The organism is Mycobacterium sp. 236(2023), from assembly GCF_029623955.1.
Classification (GTDB): domain Bacteria; phylum Actinomycetota; class Actinomycetes; order Mycobacteriales; family Mycobacteriaceae; genus Mycobacterium.
Genome location: NZ_JARSBP010000001.1, coordinates 146650 through 168661 on the forward strand (window position 1 = coordinate 146650; position 22012 = coordinate 168661).

Here is a 22012-nt window from a genome sequence, read left to right on the forward strand (position 1 = left end):
CTGAGCCCGAGATGTCATTCGATGCGATCATCGGCGGTATGGCCTACAGCAACGGGATCGCGCTGGATCGCACCGATGAGGCGATTCTGCAGGCGTTGCAGAGTGACGGTCGGATGAGCACCGCCGACCTGGCCAGGGCCGTGTCGCTGTCGCCGAGCGCGACCGCGGACCGGGTTCGCCGCCTCGTCGACCTCGGCGTGATCACCGGCTACACCGCGACCGTGTCACCGTCGGCGCTGGGCTATTCGATCACCGCGTTTGTGCGACTGGCCTACCCGTCGGGCAACTACAAACCGCTGCACGACCTGCTCGACGTGACCCCCGAGATCGTCGAGGCACACCACGTCACCGGCAACGACTGCTTCATCCTCAAGGTGCTGTCGCGGTCGATGTCCGACCTGGAACGCATCACCGGACGCGTCGCGACGCTGGGCACGATCACGACCAATGTCGTCTACTCCAGCCCGCTGACGGGCCGCACGCTATCGCCGGCCTGATCAGGCGGCGTGGACGCCGCGCAGGCCGACCGCATTGCGCAGGCCTGAGCAGGCCACGCAACCGATGCAACCGATGCAGTCCTCGCAGTCGACGCAGCCGATGCACGCCTTGCATTTCGTACACGCGATGCACGCCAGACACGCGGCGCAGCCCGCGCAGGCGATGCACAGGACCGCGAGGACACACCCCGCGATGACGGCACTGCCCGCCGTCGCGATCGACCCTGCGACGGCCGCACTACCGCTGGTGGCGATCGACCGGAACACCGCTGCGCTCCCCGCCGTTGCGATCGATCCCGCGACGCCGGCGCTGCCCGCCGTGGCGACCGATCCCGCGACGCCGGCACTGCTCTGCGTGGCGATCGAGCCGGCGATGACGGCGCTGTCGGTGGTCGCGATGGAGCCCGCGACGGCGTAGCTGTTCTCCGTGCGCGGCGAACGGACGACGGCGCGGGACTCTCCGGACTCGACGGTCACCGGCTGATTATTTCCTTCTGAACAGCTTGTTGCCCAGCCACACCACCGGGTCGTACTTGCGGTCGGCGGCGCGTTCCTTCATCGGGATCAACGCGTTGTCGGTGATCTTGATGTGTTCGGGACAGACCTCGGTGCAGCACTTGGTGATGTTGCAGTAGCCCAGGCCGTTCTCTTCCTGCGCCTGCTCGGCGCGGTGGCCATGGGTGTCCAGCGGGTGCATGTCGAGCTCGGCCTGACGCATCAGGAAGCGCGGCCCCGAGAACGCGAGCTTGTTCTCCTCGTGGTCACGGTTGACGTGGCAGACGTTCTGACACAGGAAGCACTCGATGCACTTGCGGAACTCCTGCGACCGGTTCACGTCCTCCTGCGCCATCCGGTACTCGCCCGGCTGCAGATCCTTGGGCGGCGTGAACGACGGGATCTCCCTGGCCTTTTCGTAGTTGAAGGAGACGTCGGTGACCAGGTCGCGCATGACCGGGAAGGTGCGCATCGGGGTGACGGTGACAACCTCGTCCTCGCCGAACGTCGACATCCGGGTCATGCAGAGCAGACGCGGGCGGCCATTGATCTCTGCCGAACACGATCCGCACTTGCCTGCCTTGCAGTTCCACCGCACGGCCAGGTCGCCGGCCTGGGTCGCCTGGAGCCGGTGGATGATGTCGAGCACCACTTCACCGTCGTTGACCTCGACGGTGTAGTCCTTCAGTTCGCCGCCGACATCGTCGCCCCGCCAGACACGCAGCTTCGCGTTGTAGGTAGCCATGATCAGCCCTTCCGTTCCGGATGTTCGGCCAATTGATCGTCGGTGTAGTACTTTTCGAGCTCGCTCAGCTCGAACGTGGCCAGCAGATCGGGCCGCATCGCCGGCTGCTGCTCGGGCGTGACGGTCACGTCGGGCACGATGGCTTCGGTACCGGCCCCGTCAGTGTCGGTGCGGCACACCAGCAATGTGTTGCGCCACTGCGCGTCCATCTTCGGGTAGTCGTCGCGGGTGTGGCCGCCGCGGCTCTCGGTGCGCTGCAGCGCCGCCTTGGCTACACACTCGCTGACGAGCAGCATGTTGCGCATGTCGATGGCCAGGTGCCAGCCGGGGTTGAAGATGCGGCCACCCTCGACGACCACGTTGGCGTAGCGCTTCTTGAGTTCGTCGATTTTGCCGAGGGCTTCTTCGAGTTCGGCTTCCTTGCGGATGATGCCGGCCAGGTCATTCATCGACTGCTGCAGTTCGGCGTGCAACGTGTAGGGGTTCTCCGGGTTGTCCTTCGGCTCAAAGGGATCCAGCGCCAGCGTGGTGGCAGCCTGGATGTGATCGTCGGTGACCTTCGGTCGATTCTCCAGTGCGCGAACGTAATCCGCTGCACCGAGGCCAGCGCGGCGCCCGAACACCAACAGGTCCGACAGTGAGTTACCGCCGAGCCGGTTCGATCCGTGCATGCCGCCGGAGCACTCGCCCGCGGCGAACAGGCCGGGTGTCGCAGCGCCGCCGCTGTCGGGGTCGACCTCGATGCCGCCCATCACGTAGTGGCAGGTCGGGCCGACCTCCATCTCGTCCTTGGTGATGTCGACCTCGGCCAGCTCGATGAACTGGTGATACATCGACGGCAGCCGGCGCTTGATCTCTTCGGCGGGCATGCGCGACGCGATGTCGAGATACACGCCGCCGTGCGGGGTTCCGCGTCCCGCCTTCACTTCCTCGTTGATGGCGCGGGCCACCTCGTCGCGGGGCAGAAGGTCAGGGGTGCGGCGGGCGGAGTCGTTGTCCTTGAGCCACTGGTCGGCCTCTTCTTCCGTCTCGGCGTACTGGCCTTTGAAGACGTCGGGAATGTAGTCGAACATGAAGCGCTTGCCCTCGGAGTTCTTCAGAACTCCGCCGTCGCCGCGCACACCCTCGGTGACGAGGATGCCCTTCACCGACAGCGGCCAGACCATGCCCGTCGGGTGGAACTGGATGAACTCCATGTTGATCAGGCCGGAACCCGCGCGCAGCGCGAGTGCGTGCCCGTCGCCGGTGTACTCCCACGAGTTCGACGACACCTTGAAGGACTTGCCGATGCCGCCGGTCGCCAGCACGATCGCCGGTGCCTCGAACAGCACGAACTTGCCGGTCTCGCGGTAGTAGCCGAACGCACCGGCAATGCGGCCCGGCCCTTCCCCCGTCGCTCCGCTCGCCCCCTTGTCCAAGATCAAGTCGGTGACCGAGCACTCGTGGAAGACCCGGATCCGGGCCTCGAAGTCGCCGAGTTCCTTCTTGTCCTCCTGCTGCAGCGACACGATCTTCTGCTGCAGCGTGCGGATGATCTCCAGGCCGGTGCGGTCGCCGACGTGGGCCAGGCGCGGGTAGGTGTGGCCGCCGAAGTTGCGCTGGCTGATCCGGCCGTCCTTGGTCCGGTCGAACAGCGCCCCATAGGTTTCCAGTTCCCACACCCGGTCGGGAGCCTCCTGCGCGTGCAGCTCGGCCATCCGCCAGTTGTTCAGGAACTTGCCGCCGCGCATGGTGTCACCGAAGTGCACCTGCCAGGAGTCCTTGGTGTTGACGTTGCGCATGGCGGCCGCGCAGCCGCCCTCGGCCATCACGGTGTGGGCCTTGCCGAACAGTGATTTGGTGACCACCGCGACGCGAAGACCCCGCTCCCGGGCTTCGATCACCGCACGTAATCCTGCGCCGCCGGCACCGATCACGACAACGTCGTATTCGTGCCGTTCCACGGACTCAGACATCAATCCTCGCTTGTCTATCGGTAATTAAATCGTTGTCAGCCAACAAATCTCAGGTCAGGGAACCACCCGGCCGCCAGGGCCATGATGTAGAAGTCGGTCAGCATCAGCGTGCCGAGGGTGATCCAGGCGTACTGCTTGTGCCGGACGTTGAGCTTGCTGATCTGGGTCCACATCCAGTAACGCACCGGATGTTTCGAGAAGTGCTTGAGGCGTCCGCCCGCGACGTGCCTGCAGGAGTGGCAGGAGATCGTGTACGTCCAGAGCAGGATCACGTTGGCGACGAGGATGAGATTGCCCAGGCCGAAACCGAATCCGCCGTCGGGCTTGTGGAACGCGATGATCGCGTCATAGGTGTTGATCACCGAGATGATGCCGGCGATGTAGAAGAAGTACCGGTGGGTGTTCTGGATGATCAGCGGGAACTTGGTCTCGCCCGTGTACTTCGCGTGCGGTTCGGCAACGGCGCACGCAGTCGGTGACTGCCACACGGAGCGGTAGTAGGCGCCGCGGTAGTAGTAGCAGGTCAGGCGGAACAGCAGCAGGAACGGCAGCGACAGCGCGGCGTAGGGGAGGAACCACACGTCGGGAAGGAACTGGCCGAAGTGGCTTGCCTCCGGGACGCAGCCGGTGCTGATGCACGGCGAGTAGAACGGCGTCAGATAGCCGTACTCGGGGACGAAGTAGTTGTTCTGCTGGAAGGCTCGCACCGTCGCGTAGATGATGAACGCGGCGAACCCCAGATCGGTGAGGATCGGGGACTTCAGCCAGTTGTCGGTCCGAAGCGTGCGCTGCGAGATTTTGGCACGGCCAGGCGAGAAGACGCCGGTCGCTTTGCGGTCGGCGGTGGGTGCGCTCACAGTTACCTTTCGATGAAGTTATGTCCCCCGAGGACGTGCCCCTCCGAGTGTCAGAAGAGGGGCACGCATGTCTCAGCGGGTGCCGCCGAGACCCTCGTCGTCGACACCGCGCCAGAAATCGGTGTCGTACTGGGTGTCCGGGATGGGAATCCGCTCGGCGGAATGGTGGTGCCGGCTGACGCCCCGCGCGAGTTCCAGCTCCTCGGCATCGATGTCGAGTCGATCGATATCGTTGAGGATGCGTTCAGCGTCGTTGACGATGCGACGGGTGGCAGGGCTGTCCCCGTATCGCGACGCCAGTGACGTGACGCAACGCCTGAGGCTTCCGATCAGGTCGTGAAGCTGGGCGAGTTCGGTGGTGCTGGTGCTGGACAAGCGACCTCCTTGGGCTGAAGGGTGTCATGGATCACAGTACGCACTTGATGCTAGCTAAATCACCGAGACCAGGCGTGAGACAGATCACTTTGATGAGCGGAGAGGCGGAGGCCTGATGGCGACGAATGGCGATGTGTTGGGTCGGGCAGAGGCATTGCTGGCGCTACACCAGCCCGGTAACCCGGTGGTCCTGCCGACGGTGTGGGATGCGTGGTCGGCGAATCTCGCTGTCGAGGCCGGCTTCTCCGCGCTGACCGTGGGCAGCCACCCGATGGGCGACTCGGTGGGCAGAGGCGACAAGGAAGCCATGTCGTTCGACGATGTGCTGACCCGCGTTGCGCAGATCACGGGGTCGGTCGACGTTCCGGTATCGGTCGATATCGAGTCCGGATACGCCCAGGAGCCGACCCGTCTGATCGAGGGGCTGCTGTCGGTCGGGGCGGTGGGGCTCAACATCGAGGACACCGTGCACAGCGAGGGCGGTCGGTTGCGGTCGCCCGAGGAGCATGCCGAACTCGTCGGCGGCTTGCGCGCGGCCGCCGATGCGTCCGGTGTCCGGGTGGTCGTCAACGCCCGAACGGATCTGTTCCTGCGCCAGGACGGCGACGAGGCCGACCGCGTCGATCGGGCGGTGTCCCGGCTGAAGCTGGCGGCTGACGCCGGCGCCGACGTGCTGTACCCGGTCGGTGTCCACCCGCCGGAGATCATGCAGCGCTTGGCGTCTGAGCTGCCACTTCCGGTGAACACGGTAGCGTTCCCGGACAAGTCGGATCCGGCGTCGTATGGGCCGCTCGGCGTGGCGCGCATCAGCTTCGGTCCGTTCTGGCAGTTCGCGCTAGCCGAGAGGTCGAAGGAGTTGCTCGCGCGCTGGTCCTAGTCGGCGTGTCGGTGGACGTCGACGACGTCGATGGAGATCTCCACGTCGTCGCGTCCGGCAACCTCGGCGACGATGGCGACGACGATCCCGCGGATCCGGTCCGCAGTTGCATTGAGGTCCGCGCCGAAGCGGCCGCTGATGTCGACCCGCACACCGCGCAAGATCTCCTCGTCGAGCGTCACCGCGACATCGACCAAAGCTGCGTCGGGTTCATCGGCTACACCTCGCGCGATGAGCGTGCTCAGGACGAGATCGCTGATCTGGATGCGGCCGGGTGCGGAGTGGTGATCGGGATCGACGGCGTCGAACGGCCAGCCGGCGCGAGGGTTGGCGCGAACTGCCTGGAGGACCCGCTGCTCGACGGCCGCCCAGCCCGGTTCCGGCGCGGCCCGCAGCGCGCGACTGGCCCGCGTGATCACCTCGTAGTCGCCTATCGCCATCGGTGAAGCCTTTGCTGGAGGGTTGTCCGGGCTCGGTGGTGGTGCCCCCGTGCACCGTCGGGGCTCAGACTCAGGATCTCGCCGATCTGGGGGAAGGTCAATTCCTCCACTTCGCGTAGCACCCACACCGCGCGCTGCCGCGGCGGCAGCTCGGCCAGGGCCACCTCCAGCGCGGCCAGGAATTCGGCGTTGGTGGCGGCGGCCAGCGGATCAGCCGACGGTGAGGGATCCGCGGGTTCGAGTAGCCGATCGTCGAGCGGCTCGGCGCGCTTGACCCGGTGGGAGTCGACGACCTTGCGCGCGCAGATGGCGAAAAGCCAAGTCTTGACGCTGGATTCGGCTCGAAAGCGGTCGATCTGGCGCCACGCGGCGACGAAAGTTTCCTGCACGATGTCCTGAACCGCAGCATCGTCACGGGTCATGCGGCGTGCGTAGCGGTAGAGGCTGGGGCCGTGGCGTTTGACGAGCACCTCGTAGGCCGCGGTGTCTCCCGCCCGCGCCGCGGCAGCCAGTTGTGCGTCGTCGGGCCCGTCGGCGGCGCGCGACTCGTCAGCCAACACTCGGTAGGTCCTTTATGCGGGGCGGTACAGATCCGACGCTAGGCGAGTGTTCAGTCCGACGTCTCGACAACGAGGACTTCGGTGCCCGCCCGCTGGCGGACCAGCTTCGGCACCGATCCGATGAGTCGTCCGACCATCGAGTTCAGCCCTACGTTGCCGACGACCAGCAGATCTGCCGCGACGGCGTCGGCCAGCCGGACCAGGGCGTCTGCAGGCGCACCTTCGACGGCGCGCACCTCGACGTCACGCGCGCCGGCCTTCTTCGCACGTGCGGAGGCGTCATCCAGCAGGTCGAACACCGGGGCGTTGCCTTCGGTTCGGTAGCCCTCGTTGCGGGGCTGGTCGGGGTCGGGGCCGACACCGTCGGGGCCGTTGGCGGGGTAAGCCGACGCGATGATCAGTTTTCCCCCGGCTTCGGCGGCCAGTTCGGCGGCCCGGTCGACCGCGCGCAGTGATGTCTCTGAGCCGTCGGTGCCGACGACGATGACGCGGTGTTCTGACACGATGCGCCCCTCTCCACTTTGAGTGAACACTTGTTCTTACTCTACAGTAAGAAATTGGCGTGAGCGAGGTCACAGCGTTGTCGCATTCGGTTTCGCCGGCCGTCGTCGACCAACCAATGTGACCAAGGAGAGAGGAACAGAGATGACCAGTACTCAGACCGCAGGATCCGCAGCAGCGTCGGCGGTGGCCACGCAGCCCGGTCCCCTCGCCACCACCCACGGCAAGACGACTATCGCCGACACGGTCGTGTCCAAGATCGCCGGTCTGGCGGCACGTGAGGTCAACGGCGTTCACGCGCTCGGAGGCAGTGCCAGCCGCGCGGTGGGCGCTCTTCGCGAGCGGATTCCGGGAGCGACGGTCAACCACGCCCAGGGCGTGTCGGTCGAGGTGGGTGAGAAGCAGGCTGCCGTCGACATCGACATCGTCGCCGAGTACGGCGTATCGATCTCGGACCTGGCTTCAGGCATCCGCCGCAACGTGATCACCGCGATCGAGCGGATGACCGGGCTCGAGGTCGTCGAAGTGGACATCACCGTGCACGACGTCTACGTCGCCGACGAGGAATCCGAGCAGCCGGCCGACGGCCGCCTGGCCCGGGTGGAGTAGTGGAGGGCGTCGACGAGGCGGACGCCATCGAAGCCATCGTGCGGGCAGTGCCGGGCGTGGCGGATCTGCACGCAGGTATGTACGGCGAAGTCGGCACCTACCTGCCCGGTCGGCGGGTTGCCGGCATTCGGGTCGGCGACGGTGCGATCGAAGTCCACATCACCGCGCGCGCCGATCGCCCCGTGCGTGAGACAGCGGCTGCGGTCCGTTCCGCCATCGCTGCTCAATGGCCCGAAAGGTCCATCGACGTGACAGTCGAGGGTGTTGTTCTGCCGCCACTCGGTGACGAGGAATGATGCCGACGCAAGCACGCGGGCAATCTCTGCGCAGCGCAAGGCGATCGGCGATCCGCCGGCATCACCCCGATGCCGGCGGGTCGGCCGATGCGCTCACGGCGGCGCTCGCTGCCGCCGGTCGCGACGCCGCGTCGCCGACGGTGGCCATCGCGACGTGGCATGGGCGCATCGGCCGGTTCCGTGCGGTCCTGGTGGGCCGCCTTCGCCGCAGGCGACTGATCACGCTGGCCGACAACAGAATTCGACATGACGATATCGACAGTGGAGGAAGATCATGACGACCGCAACCGCCGGCCTGCTGGCCGGACTACTCCTGGGGGTGGCCGCCGCAGCAGGCGGATTCACCGGATTCCTGCTGGCGCTCGTGCTGGGCGCCATCGGTTTCATCGTCGGGGGCCACCGCGACGGCGAGTTCGACGCGATGAGCATCCTGCGGGGCCGGGGCCGTGGCTGAGCAGGCTCTGGCCGACGACCCAGCGACCCGCGGTCGCCTGACGATCCGCGAAAAGGCCGTGGAGCGAGTCGCTTTCGCCGCGGCACTGGAGGTCGACGGTGTCGTTCGGGAAAGCCACGGCATCGGCAAGTTGGCAGGCCGTGAACTGCCCAGGTCGGACATCGTGATGTCAGGCGATCATGTGCGGGCGAGCGTGGACATCGCGGTGCTCTGGGGCTCGTCGCTGTCGGAGACCGCTTCCGAGGTGCGCCGGCGGGTCGGCCACGGACTGGCCGATCTCAGCGGCCTGATTGTCGACGCGGTCGATGTGCGCGTCCGCTCGGTGGTTGCTCCCGACGCCGGACACCGGATGCGGGAGCTGCAATGACCATGCAGAGCGATGCCGTGCGGACGTCCAGGGTCAGGACGGCTCCTCGTCCGGCGGCGACGGCGGGCGCAAGTTACGTCGGAGCCGCGCTGGCGGTCGTCGTGACCGGACTGGGCGCGTTGGGAATTCGGGAGGCGCTGATCGCCACCGGTTGGGTTTCAGGGGGGACCTGGGTCGCGGATGCGGTGGCCGCGGTGGACGGTGCCGCGCCGCCGACGTGGTTGCCGGTGGCGGCGATCGGTGCAGCCCTGCTCGGCGTCGCCCTCATCGTGGTCGCGGTCAAACCGCGGCGGAAACATGCGGTGCCCGCACAGTCGGGGACCGCGGTCTACGTCGACCTCAGTGGTGTCGCGAGGGTGGCCAGCGCGGCGGCCGAAGCCGTCCCCGGCGTCGTCTCGGCCCGCACGACCGCATCGAAGCGCACGCTCACGGTTCGGTGCGAGGTGACCGGAAAAAGCGACGCCGAACTCAAGGACGCGATCGCCCGCGCAGCAACTGAAGAGCTTGCCGGGCTCGCGCGGTCGCCGCGCGTCAAAGTGCTTCTCTCCGAGAGGAACTGATCATGAAACCTGCAGCTGTGGCCGTAGATCGCGCGGCCGTCTTCGCGGTGGGCGCGTTGCTCACCGGCGGCGGCGCCTCGGCGCTGTTGTGGTCGCGCGGTCAGATCGGCGGCGGTCGGCCGCTGGAGCTGGCCGCGCCGCTGAGCGCTGTGGATTCGTCGTGGTGGGCGTGGGCCTGCGGCGGTCTCGGGGTGGTGCTGGTGTTCGTCGGCCTGTGGTGGCTGGCCCAGCATCGCCGTAACCCGCGTGTGCGCGATGTACGCCTGGAAGACCGGTCTCCAGTGGAGGGATCGTTGAGCGCGGATGCCGGATCTGTCGCATCCGCTGCCGCCGACATCCTTGCGCGCGATCCCGCGGTGTTGAAAGCCAGCGCACGCGCCACCGTCGAACACCGGGTCCCGACCATCACGCTGGTTGCTGTCGTCGGGACGCGGCATGCGCTGTCGCCCGCTATTCGCGCCGCTGACGAAGCCGCGACGACTGCGGCGCGCATGCTGGATGACGGGGTCGCCGTGCGCACCCGCATCCGAGTCGACGCGCGGGCACGCCGACTGCCCGTGGCCTGACCAACCGGGTATCGCGACTCAGCCGAAATGAACGCGGTTGCCACCGTCGCGCTTGGCGACGTACATCGCCGCGTCGGCGGCCGCAATCAGCTCGTCGACAAGGGCCTCCGTCAATCCCGCACGCAGGTACTCGAGGCTGACGCTGCAGGTGCCGACGCTGGCGGTGACATCGTGTGGCAGCTCGGCGATGGCACGGCAGAGCTGAGCACCGACGGACTCGGCGCCGCCCCGCGTTGCGGTGACGGCGACGAGGAACTCCTCGCCGCCCGCGCGACAGATCGGCGCATTGCGCGGGCTGCGGTGGCGGAGGAGGTCGGCGACGGCGAGAAGGGTGCGGTCGCCGGCGGCATGCCCGAGGTTGTCGTTGACAAGTTTGAACGCGTCGAGGTCGACCATCACCAGGCCGAGATGCGTTGCCGATTCGCTGGTCTCGGCGAGCTGACGAGAGACCGCATCGGCGAAACCTCGTCGATTGAGCAGCCCGGTCAACGGGTCGACGTCTGACTGCATGGCATACGTACCCATGGCTTTGGTGATGCTGCGGATGGCGAGCGGGACCGTGAGATTGAGAAACCATGCGAGCCAGAACGCCGCGACGGCGGTGGCTGCGTTGGTGTCGGCGCCCAGCCGCCACGTGGCCGAAGTGGTGATGCCGATGGCGACCACGAAGTTGAACAGCAGAAGCCTGTTGTTGTGAAAGAACGCGACGTAGCCGCCGGTGACCGCGGTCGCGGTACAGGCGAGCACCGCGACGGCGGTGTTCGGTTGCGTAATGCTCCAGATCGCGATGAACAGGGTGCCGCTGACGAGCGCGAGTTCGGACTGTCGGCGGGTGGGCCATCGCGTCAGCCAGAACGCGGTCACACCAAGCGTGAAGAGAGCGCCGGCCACGCCGACGGCGAGCAGCTGTACGGTCGGCCAGCCCAGCCCGGCCAGGAACGTCAGCGCGACGAGTGCGGCAGACGAGGAGACGACCGCCATCACGGTCTGGGTGGCCCGCAGCATCCCTCGTTGCCGCAGGAACGCGGTGATCCACTCGAAGTGGTCGGGTTCGTCCCACCATCGTCGGAACCTCGAGCTCACGCGACATACCCCCACACCCTGTCGCGGCCGACTGACAGCGACTCCAAGAATTGTCCGAACCCGAATGAAAGCCGAAGGTCGGCGCGGCCCCCGCCGCTCGGATCGTGGTGTCCGTGTGCTCGAACTGGTAGACGGTATCTCGCCGGGCGCCCCGCGTGTAGCAAGTCGAGGTCGCCGTCCGCGAATCGACTCACAGAAGGCGACCTGCTCCGGTGAGCACACCGTGACTACGCCTTCACACGAGGCGACATCAAGGCAATATGCGCTCCCTAGCGTGAGCGACATGGCGTCACACAAGCACGTCGTGGTCGTCGGCCACGGCATGGTCGGTCACCGGTTCATCGAGGCACTGCGGTCCCGCGACACCGACGGCACCTGGCGGGTCACCGTCCTCGCCGAGGAACTGGACCCCGCGTACGACCGTGTCGGGCTGACCGGTTACACCGAGCACTGGGATCGGACGAAGCTGGCGTTGCCCGGCAACAACTACCCCGGTGACGACCTGGTCGACGTGAAGCTCGGGCACCGGGTCGTGGCGCTCGATACCGCGGCGAAATCGGTGACCACCGACGACGGCACCCGGATCGACTACGACGCGCTGGTGTTGGCAACGGGTTCCTATGCTTTCGTGCCGCCCGTGCCCGGACGTGATCTGCCGGCCTGTCACGTCTACCGGACGCTCGACGATCTCGACGCGATCCGTGCTGCCGCCGAACGGACACGCGAGCGCGGGGGCGCACCCGTGGGTGTCGTCATCGGTGGTGGACTCCTGGGTCTGGAGGCCGCGAACGCGCTGCGCGGCTTCGGGCTCACCGCACACGTGGTCGAGCGGTCGCCCCACCTGATGGCTCAACAGCTCGACGAGGCCGGTGGCACGCTGCTGAGCCGGATGATCGGCGCGCTGGGTATCGCCGTGCACACCAACGTCGGCACCGACTCGATCAAGCCTGCCCAGCGCAACAAGCCGCTGAAGCGGTCGGCCGACGACGATTCGATGCGCGTGATGCTGAGCGACGGCACCTACATCGACGCGGGCGTCGTCGTGTTCGCCGCGGGCGTGCGTCCGCGTGACGAGTTGGCCCGCGAGGCCGGGCTCGAGGTCGCCGAGCGTGGCGGTGTGCTCACCGATCTGTCCTGTGTCACCAGCGATTCCAGCGTCTATGCGATCGGCGAGGTGGCTGCCATCGAGGGCCGCTGCTACGGCCTGGTCGGCCCCGGATACACCAGCGCAGAAGTCGTTGCCGATCGCCTCCTCGGAGGCGCGGCGGAATTCCCCGAGGCCGACATGTCGACCAAGCTGAAACTGCTCGGCGTCGACGTGGCCAGCTTCGGTGACGCGATGGGGAGCACGCCCAACTGTCTCGAGGTGGCCGTCAACGACGCGGTCAGCCAGACGTATGCCAAGCTGGTTCTTTCCGACGATGCCAAGACCCTGCTCGGCGGCATTCTGGTCGGCGATGCTTCGTCGTACGGCGTGCTGCGGCCGATGGTCGGAGAAGCGCTGCCGGGTGACCCGCTGGCTCTCATCGCCCCGGCCGGAAGCGAAGGCGGGGCAAGCGGTTTGGGCGTCGGGGCGCTGCCCGCGGCAGCCCAGATCTGTTCCTGCAACAACGTCACCAAAGGCGATCTCACCGACGCGATCGCCGGCGGCTGCGCGGACGTGCCCGCCTTGAAAGGATGCACCAAGGCGGGCACGTCGTGCGGTTCCTGCATACCGCTGCTCAAGCAGCTGCTCGAGGCGGAGGGCGTCGAGCAGTCGAAGGCGTTGTGCGAGCACTTCTCTCACTCGCGCGCTGAGTTGTTCGAGATCGTCAGCGCTGGGCCTTCTGACTCCACCCGCACCTTCACCGGCCTCATCGAGCGCTTCGGTACCGGAAAAGGTTGCGACATCTGCAAACCCGTCGTGGCATCGATCCTCGCGTCGACGAGCTCCGATCACATCCTCGACGGCGAGCAGGCCTCGCTGCAGGACTCCAACGACCACTTCCTGGCCAATATCCAGCGCAACGGCAGCTACTCGGTGGTGCCACGGGTTCCCGGCGGCGACATCACCCCCGAACACCTGATCCTGATCGGCGAGATCGCCAGGGATTTCGGGCTGTACACCAAGATCACGGGCGGCCAGCGCATCGACATGTTCGGTGCCCGGGTGGACCAGTTGCCCGAGATCTGGCGCCGGCTCGTCGACGGCGGCATGGAATCCGGTCAGGCGTACGGCAAGTCGCTGCGCACGGTGAAGAGCTGCGTCGGCAGTGACTGGTGCCGGTACGGCCAACAGGATTCGGTGCAGATGGCCATCAATCTGGAGTTGCGCTACCGCGGGCTGCGGTCCCCGCACAAGATCAAGATGGGCGTCTCCGGATGTGCGCGCGAGTGCGCGGAAGCCAGAGGCAAAGACGTCGGTGTCATTGCCACGGAGACCGGCTGGAACCTCTACATCGGCGGCAACGGCGGTGCGACACCGCGGCATGCCGAACTGCTGGCCGGTGACCTGGACGACGAGACGCTGGTGCGCTACATCGACCGCTTCCTGATGTTCTACATTCGCACCGCCGACCGGTTGCAGCGCACGGCGCCGTGGGTCGAGGAGCGCGGACTCGACCATCTGCGTGAGGTGATCTGTGAGGACTCGCTCGGGCTGGCGGAGGAGTTCGAAGCCGCCGTCGCCCGCCACGTCGACGGGTACGCCTGCGAATGGAGGGGCGTGCTGGAAGACCCCGACAAGCTGTCGCGGTTCGTGTCGTTCGTCAATGCCCCCGATGTCCCGGATCCGACGATCAGGTTCACCGAGAACGGCGGCCGCAAGGTGCCTGCGCCCGTCGCGATCGGTATGCCGAAGGTAGGAAGGTAAACCGTCATGACCGTGCTGAACGAATCGCTCAGTGGAACGAAGGTCTGGACGTCGGCGTGCCGGTATGACTTCCTGATCCCCAACCGTGGCGTCGGCGTGCTGCTGCCCGGTGGCGAGCAGGCGGCGCTGTTCCGCCTCGATGACGGCAGCATCCACGCGGTCGGCAACATCGACCCGTTCTCCGGCGCGGCCGTCATGTCCCGGGGCATCGTCGGCGATCGAGGTGGCCGCGCGACCGTGCAGTCGCCGATCAAGAAGCAGGCGTTCGCCCTCGACGACGGCAGCTGCCTCGACAACCCCGAGCACTCGCTGACGGTGTACGCGACGCGAATCACCGAAGACGGCGACGTCCAACTCGGCTCCTGATCCGCGGCGAAGACATTGGGGACTTTCGGCCCCTGTGCCGGGAACGTCGTCGCCCTACCGTCGTAGGTATGACCTACGTGATCGGCAGCGCGTGCGTGGACATCGTCGACAAGTCCTGCGTGGCGGAATGCCCCGCGGACTGCATCTACGAAGGCGCCCGCGCCATGTACATCAACCCGAACGAATGCGTGGACTGCGGCGCGTGCCGTATCGCGTGCCGGGTCGATGCGATCTACTACGAAACCGACCTGCCCGACGAGGAATTGGCGTTCATGGCCGACAACGCCGAGTTCTTCAGCCTGACGCTGCCGGGGCGTGACGCGCCGCTGGGCGACCCGGGTGGGGCTCTACAACTCGGCCGTGTCGGCACGGACACGCCCTTGGTGGCAGCGTTGCCACCATCGACGACGCCACACCCTTAACGGAACGCCGCCACCAGCGGACGCCACGGGGCCAGCGTCGAGGACGCCCGCTGGAATCGGCTGGCGATCAACCGTGTCACCCCTGGGTGGGTACCCAGCGGATCGGTCACGATGTCGGCGCCGCTGTCACGCAGTCTGTCTTGAAATAGGCCCTCGGACACCAGGTATGACGCGATCACCACGCGTTTACCATGGCCACGCATCGCTGCGACGGCGTCGGCCACCCGCGGCTCGCCGGTCGCCGCGAACGCCAGCTCGACCCGCGACCCGATGGTCGCCGACAGCCAGGTCGCCGTGGTGTGCAGATCGCGCATGGCAGCCGGATCCGACGTTCCCGCCGCGGCGAGGATCACCGAATCATCGGGATGCCAACCGGATTCGATCAACCGATCGACGAGGACGCGCACCAGGGCGGGGTCGGGACCCAGTGCCCGCGTGACGGTGACGTCGTCGTGTCCGCTCGTCGACACGTGTTCGGGAATGTCACGGCTGACGTGATACCCGCGCGACAGGAATGCGGGCACCAGGACCGTCGGCCGGTCCAGCGTCGAGGCGAGCAGTTCCGATGGTGTCGGACCGAGGACGTCGACGAACGCGACCCGCACGGGACGCTCCAGGGCCGTCGACACCTGCGCGGCGATGTCCGCGATCAGCGACACCCCGCTCTGCTTCCGGGTGCCGTGTGCGACGAGCAGCAGGCTCATGACGCGAACGCCTCGTCGACGGGCAACCGGTAGCCGCGCTTGACGACGGTGGTGACCATCTTCTTGTCCCCGAGCGCGGTTCGCAGACGCAGCACTGCCGTCTCGACGGCGTGGGTGTCGGTGCCGCAGCCGGGCAGGGCGCGCAGCAGGTCGGTGCGCGAGACGACCGCACCTGGGCGCAGTGCCAGCGCGCGCATCGTCGCCATCGCGGCGGGCGAGAGCGCTTTGACCGTGCCGTCGACGAGCACGCAGTTGCCGCGGATCTCCAGCAGGTGCCCGGCCACGCGCACCGTGCGCGCCTGCAGCAGCGGCAGTTCGTCGGTGATGTGACGGGCCAGTGCACCCAGCCGCATCCGCTCCGGCGCTGACGTCGGAACGCCGAGCCGGACGAGCGGCCGGGCGGTGACGGGCCCCACGCACATCGCGTGGACGCCGTTGCGCAGCGCCGACAGCACCTCGGCCTCGATGCCCATCTCGGTGGCACGCATCAGCACCGACGCGACGGCAGGCGCCGACGTGAAGCTGGCAGCGTCGAACTTTTCCTCCGCGATGCCGGCGACCAGCGCGTCGAAGTCGCCGTTGCGGGGCGCCGGATGCCAGCGGTACACCCTGATCGGGACGACTTCGGCTCCCGCCGAACGCAATTCGTCGAGAAACTCGGGGAACGGATCCCAGTCGGCGGTCGCTCCGTGCAACTGCACCGCGATGCGGGTCCCGGCGATACCGCCCTCGACCAGGTACTGCAGCACTTCGCGCGAGGACTCCGATTCCGGTGACCACTCCTCGGGTAGTCCTGCCGCGCGCAGGGCGCCGGTGGCCTTCGGGCCGCGAGACACGATCCGCGCCTTGCTCAGCGCGGTGGTGAGCTCGGTCGCCATGCCCCATCCGTCGGCGGCGGCGACCCAGCCCCGGAACCCGATGCCGGTGGTGGCGATGACGATGTCGGGAGGCGTATCGACCAACGAATGCGTGCGTTCCCGCAATTCGTCGTCGTCGGGCAGCGGCACCATCTCGATCGCTGCGGCGCTGCTGACTGTCGCGCCGCGGCGACGCAGCAGCGCACTCAGTTCGTCAGCGCGCCGTGCGGAAGTGACCGCAACCCGGAAACCGGTGAGCGGCGCCCAATCCGGATCAGTCATGCCCAATGTCTATTCAGGCCATGTTTCGGCGTGATTAACCGACCGTTGCGGAGCTGTGTCGCCCCCGCTCAAGCGATGAATTTGTGTTCACCGCGGCCCGGTGATCGCTGTGAGGTCGACTCACCACACGTCGCCGGCCCGCCAGTCGCAGGCGATCGGGGCTTCGGTGTCCAGTGTGAAGGATTCCGGTAGATCTGCGGGTAGTACGTAGACCCCGCCGTCGTCGTCGGGGGTCGGCGTCAGGCCGTCGGGCGATAACACCGAGGTGGGTCCAATCCAGCGGATCCACCCCCGGAGCGTGTAGAGCGGCTCGCCGAGGTCGCTCGAGCCCAGTGCGCCGAGGTGGTAGCCGCCGCGCACCACCTGCTCGACGGCGTCCATCAGAACCCCTCCGAGACCTTGGCCTCGGTGCTCTTCGGCGACCGCGACGCCTTCGACGTAGCCGCAGCGCAGCGCGACGCCACCGCAGTAGAGGCGCCGTTGGACGACGGCCGCGTGCCCGAGCACCTCGCCGCGCTGACAGATCAGGGCGTGCATGCCGCCGAGGGCGTGTTCCCAGTCGTCATCGGAGAAGTCACCGCCGAAGGCTTCGATGACCATCCGGCGGGCGTCCTCGCGAGTCTCATCGTCGAGATCTGAGGTGTGGACGAGGCGTGCGCGCACACCTGTCGTTCTACCAGCGTTCGGCGCGCGCCGTTAGTCCTCGAACGGTCGCCTCGGCCGCGACCAGTGCAGCCTGACCGTCTGGCCCGGCCGAGCCTGCGCGATCTTGTCGATGTCGTCGTCGGTGACAACACCGATGACCGGATAGCCGCCGGTGACCGGATGGTCGGGGCCGAGGATCACCGGGAAACCGTTGGGGGGGACCTGGATCGCCCCGCGGGTGGCGCCTTCGCTGGGAAGTTGGCGGTCGGGCCACCGGTACTCCAGCGGCATGCCGACCAGCCGCATACCGACCCGGTCGCTGCGGTTGGTGACCTGCCAGTTGGTGCGCACCAGGACGTCGGGGTCGACGAACCAGTCGTCGCGCGGCCCCGGCACGACCCGCAGCTCCAGTGCCGCGTCGACGATCGCGGCCACGGGTGCCTGGTCGACCTCGGGGAAGTCGTCGGTGTGCGCGCCGACGGGCAGTACGTCGCCACGCTGCAGCGGTAACGGACCGATCGCCGACATCACGTCATAGCTGCGCGACCCGAGCACCGGCTCGACGTTAATCCCGCCGCGCACCGCGAGATACGACCGCAGTCCCGAGCGCGGTGGCCCGAGCGAGATCACCTCGCCGTCATGGGCGTAATGAATGCTGTTGGTGCCAAACGGCTTTCCGTTGACCGACGGGTCGGCGTCAGCGCCGGTGACGGCAATCGCGACACCTTCTCCGTTGCCCCCGTGGACGCGGGCGGTGAACCCGCCGAGGGTGATCTCGACGGTGGCCCTGTCGTCGGGGTTGGCGACGAGGCGGTTGGCCAGCGTGTGGGCGCGCCGGTCCGCCGCGCCGGATCGCGTGACGCCGATGTGGGACAGCCCTGGCCTGCCGAGGTCTTCGACGAGCGCGAGCGGGCCGGTCTGCAGGATCTCCAATGTCACGCCGCTCATGACGTCAACTCCCGGAACTGCACCCACATGCCCGGCTTCAGCAGCGCCGGTTCGTCGCGGTCGACGTCCCACAGCGCGGCTGACGTGCGGCCGATGAGCTGCCAGCCGCCGGGAGATTCACGCGGGTAGACGCCGCTGAACTCGCCAGCGAGCCCGACGGAGCCGACAGGCACCTTGGTCCGCGGCTCGGATCGGCGCGGAACGACGAGCCGTTCGTCGCCGCCCACCAGATACGCGAAACCTGGTGCGAAGCCGCTGAATCCGACGCGCCACAGCGTGCCGGTGTGGGCGGCGACGACGTCGGCGGTGCTCAGCCCGGTCAGCCGGGCCACCTCGTCGAGGTCCTCGCCGTCGTAGGTGACGTCGAGGACGACGTCGGCCTCGGTGGGGGTCGCCGACTCGGCTACCGCCTCCTCCGACACCTGCACCCCGCCGAGGCGCTGCCGTGTGGGGGCCTGATAACGGCTTCCCGCCAGCTTCACCAGGATGGTTCGCGCGGCCGGAACGATGTCCACGACGCCGAGCAGGCCGGCCGTTCGCACGGCCTCGGTCCACGCCAATACCTCTGCACTGCTGCCGAATTCGAGCAGCAGCGCCCGGTCACCATAATCCAGAATCCGTCGTACGCCCCCGGTGCGCACTGTGTCGATCTCATCCGCAGTCACGCTCATCTACCAAAGCTACCGCCGAGTAGCTTCGAAGTCTCCCCCCGTCGCGAAGCTCTGTGAGGGTTGCCAGAAGGCCCTTATCGACGGCTCAGGAATCCGCCGACGCGAACTAGACGGTCACCGGCTGATAGCTCGGTTCGCGGTTCTTGATGTAGGCGATCACCCGATAGGTGATCGGCAGCAGCGCCACCTCGATGACGGTCTTGTACAGCCAACCCTGGGCGGTGTAGACGATGAAGTCGCTGAACGACGTGATCCCGATGACGCCGGCCGCGATCGCGCAGAACACCACCGTGTCGCCGAGCTGCCCGATGAACGTCGAGCCGACCAGCCGGGCCCACAGGTGCTTCTCCTTCGTGCGCTCCTTGATCAGCACCAGCGACCACGCGTTGAGCGTCTGCCCGACGATGAACCCGGCCAGCCCCGCGATGATCAGCCCGGTGTAGGCGTGGGCGATGTTCTCGAAGTGTTCCTGGTTCTCGTAGAAGTCCGCGGCGGGCAGGTAGATGGTCGCCCAGAGGGCAAGGGCGGCAAGGATGTTCATCGCGAAGCCGGTGTAGATGGCGCGCCGGGCGGCCTTGAAGCCGTACACCTCGGACAGGACGTCGCCGATCACGTAGGTGAGCGGGAACACGATGAAGCCGCCGTCGGTGATGATCGGCCCGAACTCGACGCCCTTGGTGGCCGTCAGGTTCGAGATGATGACCAGCGCGGTGAAGACGGCGACCAGGACCGGATAGTAGGCCGACCCCACGCGCGCGAAAGAGACATGGGGATCAGGGTCGACGGTCGGGTCGGTCACCGACCCATTAGACCTCAGCCGAGCACTTTGGCCAGCATCGGCGGGAGCCGGTCGGCGACGACGGGGTAGGACAGCGTCGACGCGTAGGCGATGGCCCCGGCGAGCTCCTTGCCGGTGAACACGTGGTGCGTCAGCTTGCCGATGACGGGGTCGGCCAGCAGCGCGGCCTGCTCCGCGTCGCTCTCGGTGGTCCAGATCAGCACGTCGGCCTCGTCGAGCACTGTCGACATCCGGTCGCGCGGGATCAGGTCGTCCTCGGCGTCGATGACCGTCAGCCCCATCTCTGTCAGGAATTCGTGCCGCCATGGCGGTCTACTGACCTGCACGCTGTCCTCGAACAGGGCGCCTCCGAGCAGCAGCGCTTTCTTGCCGGTGAACCGGGGGTGGCTGTCCTTGACGCCGCGAAACTTCGCGTCGACGTCGGCGACGAGCTTCTGCATGTCGTCGTGCCGGAACACCGCCTGGCCGATCGCACCGGCCTGGTCGCGCCACGGTTCGAAGAACGCGTCGCGGCCGGCCTGGGCGATCGTCGGGGCGATCTCGGTGAGCTTGCCGTAGGTGTCCTGGTCGAGGCCGGCGTCGGTGGCGACGATCAGGTCGGGCGCCAGCGCGGCGATCTGGTCGACCTGGATGCCGTCGGCCAGCGACAGGACCACGGGTTGGGCGCCGTTCAACCGGGGTTGCGCCCACGGCCAGACCCCGAACGGTTCGGCGCCGAACCAGTCCGTCACGGCGATCGGGACGACGCCGAGGGCGAGCAGATCGTCGGCGTCGGTGAGGCCCGCGCTGACGACCTTGGTGGGTGCTGCGGGGACCTTCGTCTCACCGAACGCGTGCGTGACGGTGACGGAGCCGTCGCTCGCGACGGCGCCGGGCTTCTCGGATCCGCAGGCCGTCAGCAACGCCGCCGCGCCGGCCGCCATCCCGAGGAAGCGGCGGCGGGGCACCGACAGGGTCACACCGCGAGACTAGCTACCCGGCTTGGAAGTTGCCGAACAACACGAGCGCGAGTCCGAGGGCGACGACGATGTTGATGACGGTCGCGGAGGCAAACACGGCGATGGGCCGCCACCCGGCCTCCCGCAGCCCCTTGAGGGAGAACTCGAGGCCGATCGCCACGAACGCGAAGATCAGGAACCACGTGCGCAGGTCGTTGACCGTGGTGATGTTCGCCTTGTCGCCGCCGTACTGCAGATACAGCGTCCCGATGATCGACGCGGCGATGAAGCCGAGCACGAACTTCGGGAAGCGCTCCCAGAACTGCCCGACGGTGGGGCGGGCTCCTGGGTCGGTGCGCTTCTCCACCTTGAGCGCGAAGTAGGCCGTCAGCGCGATCGCGACGATGCCGATCAGCGCGTTCTGGGTGGTCTTGACGATGGTCGCGATCTGCAGCGCGTCCTCGCCGGCAAGTGCGCCGGCTGCCGCGACGGCGGCGGTGGTGTCGATGTTGCCGCCGATCCAGGCGCCGGCGACGGCGTCGGGCAGCCCGAACACACCGGCCAGCCACGGGAGTAGGAAGATCGACGGCAGCGCGAACACGATGACCAGCGATGCCGCGTAGGCGAGCTGTTCACGCCGGGCCTGCACCGCACCTGCGGCGGCGATGGCCGCGCTGACGCCGCAGATCGACACCGCGGACGCAAGCAGCGCGCGGAGTTTGTCGTCGATGCCGAGCCGCCCGCCGAGCCACCACGTGAACCCGAAGACGATGCTGATCAGCAACAGCGCTTGGATGATCGCGGGGCCGGCCGCCGTGATGAGGAGCTTGAGGTTGATCGATGCGCCGAGCAGCACCAGCCCGGTCTTGATGAAGAACTCGGTGCGGAAACCAGCCGACAGCGCGTCCCGCAACGCGAGTTTGGACAGCACGGCGTTGCCCAGCAGGCCCAGGGCGATGGCATAGACGGGGAACTCGATCGATTTGGCGATGCCCGCGAGGAAGGTGTCGTCGGCCCATTTGGGCACCTGCTGTTCGAGGAAGCGCGTCGCGGCACCGAGGGCAAGGACGACGAGCACGCCGGCGACCGCATAGCCGATACCGCCGGACGGACGCTGATCCTGGGTGGAAGTCTCGGCCGTTTGCTCGGTCACGGGATCACGCTCCCGGGGAGCGCGCCGGCCAGGACGAGGGCGAGCAGTGTCAGGCCGACAATGACGGCGAGCCAGTCCTCGTTGAGCCTTCGGGGTGGGTTCTGCTGCTGATCCGGCATGGTTGCCGACCGTAGGCGTC

General features: G+C 67.4%; 30 protein-coding genes. 12 read left to right on the forward strand and 18 right to left on the reverse strand.

Annotated features, from left to right (window positions below):
- Positions 1-38 precede the first annotated feature (38 nt).
- Entirely contained in the window at positions 39-497 is a 459-nt protein-coding gene (locus P9A17_RS00640) for an Lrp/AsnC family transcriptional regulator (RefSeq protein ID WP_347403823.1), read from the forward strand.
- Here P9A17_RS00640 and P9A17_RS00645 read toward each other — a convergent pair whose 3' ends face one another.
- From P9A17_RS00645 to P9A17_RS00665, 5 genes are all read right to left on the reverse strand, one after another.
- Positions 498-896: a hypothetical protein gene (locus P9A17_RS00645; RefSeq protein WP_278037001.1), complete on the reverse strand. Its 399-nt coding sequence runs from the start codon at positions 894-896 to the stop codon at positions 498-500.
- Between the two features lie 85 nt (positions 897-981).
- Entirely contained in the window at positions 982-1737 is a 756-nt protein-coding gene (locus P9A17_RS00650; RefSeq protein WP_278036663.1) for a succinate dehydrogenase/fumarate reductase iron-sulfur subunit, read from the reverse strand.
- A 2-nt stretch (positions 1738-1739) separates the two neighbouring features.
- Positions 1740-3692: a fumarate reductase/succinate dehydrogenase flavoprotein subunit gene (locus P9A17_RS00655; protein WP_278036664.1), complete on the reverse strand. Its 1953-nt coding sequence runs from the start codon at positions 3690-3692 to the stop codon at positions 1740-1742.
- Between the two features lie 35 nt (positions 3693-3727).
- Complete coding sequence (locus P9A17_RS00660; protein WP_278036665.1) at positions 3728-4549, reverse strand: hypothetical protein; 822 nt, start codon at positions 4547-4549, stop codon at positions 3728-3730.
- Between the two features lie 72 nt (positions 4550-4621).
- Positions 4622-4924, reverse strand: a complete 303-nt coding sequence (locus P9A17_RS00665) for a hypothetical protein (protein WP_278036666.1) — start codon at positions 4922-4924, stop codon at positions 4622-4624.
- Between the two features lie 115 nt (positions 4925-5039).
- On the opposite strand from P9A17_RS00665, the gene P9A17_RS00670 reads away from it, so the two are divergent.
- Positions 5040-5801: an isocitrate lyase/phosphoenolpyruvate mutase family protein gene (locus tag P9A17_RS00670; protein ID WP_278036667.1), complete on the forward strand. Its 762-nt coding sequence runs from the start codon at positions 5040-5042 to the stop codon at positions 5799-5801.
- Here P9A17_RS00670 and P9A17_RS00675 read toward each other — a convergent pair.
- The 3 genes from P9A17_RS00675 to P9A17_RS00685 are packed head-to-tail and all read right to left on the reverse strand — an operon-like array spanning position 5798 to position 7304.
- Positions 5798-6241: a hypothetical protein gene (locus P9A17_RS00675; RefSeq protein WP_278036668.1), complete on the reverse strand. Its 444-nt coding sequence runs from the start codon at positions 6239-6241 to the stop codon at positions 5798-5800. The two genes, P9A17_RS00670 and P9A17_RS00675, sit on opposite strands and share 4 nt — an antisense overlap.
- A complete protein-coding gene (locus P9A17_RS00680; RefSeq protein WP_278036669.1) occupies positions 6232-6801 on the reverse strand; it encodes a sigma-70 family RNA polymerase sigma factor in 570 nt (189 codons plus the stop codon). The genes P9A17_RS00675 and P9A17_RS00680 overlap by 10 nt, the downstream gene beginning before the upstream one ends.
- A gap of 50 nt (positions 6802-6851) precedes the next feature.
- Complete coding sequence (locus P9A17_RS00685) at positions 6852-7304, reverse strand: universal stress protein (protein ID WP_278036670.1); 453 nt, start codon at positions 7302-7304, stop codon at positions 6852-6854.
- Between the two features lie 142 nt (positions 7305-7446).
- On the opposite strand from P9A17_RS00685, the gene P9A17_RS00690 reads away from it, so the two are divergent.
- From P9A17_RS00690 to P9A17_RS00720, 7 genes are read left to right on the forward strand one after another with little or no spacing between them, the layout of a single operon-like run.
- Positions 7447-7911, forward strand: a complete 465-nt coding sequence (locus P9A17_RS00690; protein WP_278036671.1) for an Asp23/Gls24 family envelope stress response protein — start codon at positions 7447-7449, stop codon at positions 7909-7911.
- Entirely contained in the window at positions 7911-8207 is a 297-nt protein-coding gene (locus tag P9A17_RS00695) for a hypothetical protein (RefSeq protein ID WP_278036672.1), read from the forward strand. The genes P9A17_RS00690 and P9A17_RS00695 overlap by 1 nt, the downstream gene beginning before the upstream one ends.
- Complete coding sequence (locus P9A17_RS00700) at positions 8207-8485, forward strand: hypothetical protein (protein WP_278036673.1); 279 nt, start codon at positions 8207-8209, stop codon at positions 8483-8485. The genes P9A17_RS00695 and P9A17_RS00700 overlap by 1 nt, the downstream gene beginning before the upstream one ends.
- Entirely contained in the window at positions 8482-8661 is a 180-nt protein-coding gene (locus P9A17_RS00705) for a hypothetical protein (RefSeq protein ID WP_278036674.1), read from the forward strand. Before P9A17_RS00700 ends, P9A17_RS00705 begins: the two co-directional genes overlap by 4 nt.
- A complete protein-coding gene (locus P9A17_RS00710) occupies positions 8654-9028 on the forward strand; it encodes an Asp23/Gls24 family envelope stress response protein (RefSeq protein ID WP_278036675.1) in 375 nt (124 codons plus the stop codon). Before P9A17_RS00705 ends, P9A17_RS00710 begins: the two co-directional genes overlap by 8 nt.
- The gene (locus tag P9A17_RS00715) at positions 9025-9588 is read left to right on the forward strand and encodes a DUF6286 domain-containing protein (RefSeq protein ID WP_278036676.1); all 564 of its coding nucleotides are present in this window, start codon (positions 9025-9027) and stop codon (positions 9586-9588) included. Before P9A17_RS00710 ends, P9A17_RS00715 begins: the two co-directional genes overlap by 4 nt.
- A gap of 2 nt (positions 9589-9590) precedes the next feature.
- Positions 9591-10154 carry a hypothetical protein gene (locus P9A17_RS00720; protein ID WP_278036677.1) on the forward strand — a complete coding sequence of 188 codons (564 nt, stop codon included), beginning with the start codon at positions 9591-9593 and terminating at the stop codon, positions 10152-10154.
- 18 nt (positions 10155-10172) lie between these two features.
- Here the strand turns inward: P9A17_RS00720 and P9A17_RS00725 are convergent, their stop codons facing one another.
- Positions 10173-11237: a GGDEF domain-containing protein gene (locus tag P9A17_RS00725; protein ID WP_278036678.1), complete on the reverse strand. Its 1065-nt coding sequence runs from the start codon at positions 11235-11237 to the stop codon at positions 10173-10175.
- A 283-nt stretch (positions 11238-11520) separates the two neighbouring features.
- On the opposite strand from P9A17_RS00725, the gene nirB reads away from it, so the two are divergent.
- The 3 genes from nirB to fdxA all read left to right on the forward strand — a co-directional run bounded on the left by nirB (position 11521) and on the right by fdxA (position 14876).
- Positions 11521-14088: a nitrite reductase large subunit NirB gene (gene nirB / locus P9A17_RS00730; RefSeq protein ID WP_278036679.1), complete on the forward strand. Its 2568-nt coding sequence runs from the start codon at positions 11521-11523 to the stop codon at positions 14086-14088.
- Positions 14089-14094: 6 nt separating this feature from the next.
- Positions 14095-14454, forward strand: coding sequence for a nitrite reductase small subunit NirD (nirD, locus tag P9A17_RS00735; protein WP_278036680.1), 360 nt, complete (start codon positions 14095-14097; stop codon positions 14452-14454).
- 68 nt (positions 14455-14522) lie between these two features.
- Positions 14523-14876 (forward strand): ferredoxin, encoded by a 354-nt coding sequence (fdxA, locus tag P9A17_RS00740; RefSeq protein ID WP_278036681.1) that lies wholly within the window; start codon positions 14523-14525, stop codon positions 14874-14876.
- Here the strand turns inward: fdxA and P9A17_RS00745 are convergent.
- The 9 genes from P9A17_RS00745 to P9A17_RS00785 form a co-directional block, all read right to left on the reverse strand.
- A complete protein-coding gene (locus P9A17_RS00745) occupies positions 14873-15580 on the reverse strand; it encodes a sirohydrochlorin chelatase (RefSeq protein WP_278036682.1) in 708 nt (235 codons plus the stop codon). The two genes, fdxA and P9A17_RS00745, sit on opposite strands and share 4 nt — an antisense overlap.
- A complete protein-coding gene (locus P9A17_RS00750) occupies positions 15577-16719 on the reverse strand; it encodes a uroporphyrinogen-III synthase (RefSeq protein ID WP_278036683.1) in 1143 nt (380 codons plus the stop codon). Before P9A17_RS00750 ends, P9A17_RS00745 begins: the two co-directional genes overlap by 4 nt.
- A gap of 120 nt (positions 16720-16839) precedes the next feature.
- Positions 16840-17382 carry a GNAT family N-acetyltransferase gene (locus P9A17_RS00755; RefSeq protein WP_278036684.1) on the reverse strand — a complete coding sequence of 181 codons (543 nt, stop codon included), beginning with the start codon at positions 17380-17382 and terminating at the stop codon, positions 16840-16842.
- A 33-nt stretch (positions 17383-17415) separates the two neighbouring features.
- Positions 17416-18312, reverse strand: a complete 897-nt coding sequence (locus P9A17_RS00760; RefSeq protein ID WP_278036685.1) for a biotin-dependent carboxyltransferase family protein — start codon at positions 18310-18312, stop codon at positions 17416-17418.
- On the reverse strand, positions 18309-18983 hold the full coding sequence (locus P9A17_RS00765) for an allophanate hydrolase subunit 1 (protein ID WP_278036686.1): 675 nt from the start codon (positions 18981-18983) through the stop codon (positions 18309-18311). Before P9A17_RS00765 ends, P9A17_RS00760 begins: the two co-directional genes overlap by 4 nt.
- Positions 18984-19089: 106 nt before the next feature.
- Positions 19090-19782 (reverse strand): queuosine precursor transporter, encoded by a 693-nt coding sequence (locus tag P9A17_RS00770; protein ID WP_278036687.1) that lies wholly within the window; start codon positions 19780-19782, stop codon positions 19090-19092.
- A 14-nt stretch (positions 19783-19796) separates the two neighbouring features.
- Positions 19797-20741 carry an ABC transporter substrate-binding protein gene (locus P9A17_RS00775; protein WP_278036688.1) on the reverse strand — a complete coding sequence of 315 codons (945 nt, stop codon included), beginning with the start codon at positions 20739-20741 and terminating at the stop codon, positions 19797-19799.
- A gap of 13 nt (positions 20742-20754) precedes the next feature.
- Complete coding sequence (locus P9A17_RS00780; RefSeq protein WP_278036689.1) at positions 20755-21873, reverse strand: putative sulfate exporter family transporter; 1119 nt, start codon at positions 21871-21873, stop codon at positions 20755-20757.
- Positions 21870-21992, reverse strand: coding sequence for a hypothetical protein (locus P9A17_RS00785; protein ID WP_278036690.1), 123 nt, complete (start codon positions 21990-21992; stop codon positions 21870-21872). Before P9A17_RS00785 ends, P9A17_RS00780 begins: the two co-directional genes overlap by 4 nt.
- Positions 21993-22012 lie beyond the last annotated feature (20 nt).

What these genes read in the sequence shown, in the direction of transcription:
- P9A17_RS00640 (WP_347403823.1), top strand. Translation starts at nt 39, where the DNA reads ATGGCCTACAGCAACGGGATCGCGCTGGATCGCACCGATGAGGCGATT.
- P9A17_RS00650 (WP_278036663.1), bottom strand. Translation starts at nt 1,737, where the DNA reads ATGGCTACCTACAACGCGAAGCTGCGTGTCTGGCGGGGCGACGATGTC.
- P9A17_RS00655 (WP_278036664.1), bottom strand. Translation starts at nt 3,692, where the DNA reads ATGTCTGAGTCCGTGGAACGGCACGAATACGACGTTGTCGTGATCGGT.
- P9A17_RS00670 (WP_278036667.1), top strand. Translation starts at nt 5,040, where the DNA reads ATGGCGACGAATGGCGATGTGTTGGGTCGGGCAGAGGCATTGCTGGCG.
- P9A17_RS00675 (WP_278036668.1), bottom strand. Translation starts at nt 6,241, where the DNA reads ATGGCGATAGGCGACTACGAGGTGATCACGCGGGCCAGTCGCGCGCTG.
- P9A17_RS00690 (WP_278036671.1), top strand. Translation starts at nt 7,447, where the DNA reads ATGACCAGTACTCAGACCGCAGGATCCGCAGCAGCGTCGGCGGTGGCC.
- P9A17_RS00700 (WP_278036673.1), top strand. Translation starts at nt 8,207, where the DNA reads ATGCCGACGCAAGCACGCGGGCAATCTCTGCGCAGCGCAAGGCGATCG.
- P9A17_RS00705 (WP_278036674.1), top strand. Translation starts at nt 8,482, where the DNA reads ATGACGACCGCAACCGCCGGCCTGCTGGCCGGACTACTCCTGGGGGTG.
- P9A17_RS00715 (WP_278036676.1), top strand. Translation starts at nt 9,025, where the DNA reads ATGACCATGCAGAGCGATGCCGTGCGGACGTCCAGGGTCAGGACGGCT.
- P9A17_RS00720 (WP_278036677.1), top strand. Translation starts at nt 9,591, where the DNA reads ATGAAACCTGCAGCTGTGGCCGTAGATCGCGCGGCCGTCTTCGCGGTG.
- nirB (WP_278036679.1), top strand. Translation starts at nt 11,521, where the DNA reads ATGGCGTCACACAAGCACGTCGTGGTCGTCGGCCACGGCATGGTCGGT.
- nirD (WP_278036680.1), top strand. Translation starts at nt 14,095, where the DNA reads ATGACCGTGCTGAACGAATCGCTCAGTGGAACGAAGGTCTGGACGTCG.
- fdxA (WP_278036681.1), top strand. Translation starts at nt 14,523, where the DNA reads ATGACCTACGTGATCGGCAGCGCGTGCGTGGACATCGTCGACAAGTCC.
- P9A17_RS00745 (WP_278036682.1), bottom strand. Translation starts at nt 15,580, where the DNA reads ATGAGCCTGCTGCTCGTCGCACACGGCACCCGGAAGCAGAGCGGGGTG.
- P9A17_RS00750 (WP_278036683.1), bottom strand. Translation starts at nt 16,719, where the DNA reads ATGACTGATCCGGATTGGGCGCCGCTCACCGGTTTCCGGGTTGCGGTC.
- P9A17_RS00760 (WP_278036685.1), bottom strand. Translation starts at nt 18,312, where the DNA reads ATGAGCGGCGTGACATTGGAGATCCTGCAGACCGGCCCGCTCGCGCTC.
- P9A17_RS00765 (WP_278036686.1), bottom strand. Translation starts at nt 18,983, where the DNA reads ATGAGCGTGACTGCGGATGAGATCGACACAGTGCGCACCGGGGGCGTA.
- P9A17_RS00785 (WP_278036690.1), bottom strand. Translation starts at nt 21,992, where the DNA reads ATGCCGGATCAGCAGCAGAACCCACCCCGAAGGCTCAACGAGGACTGG.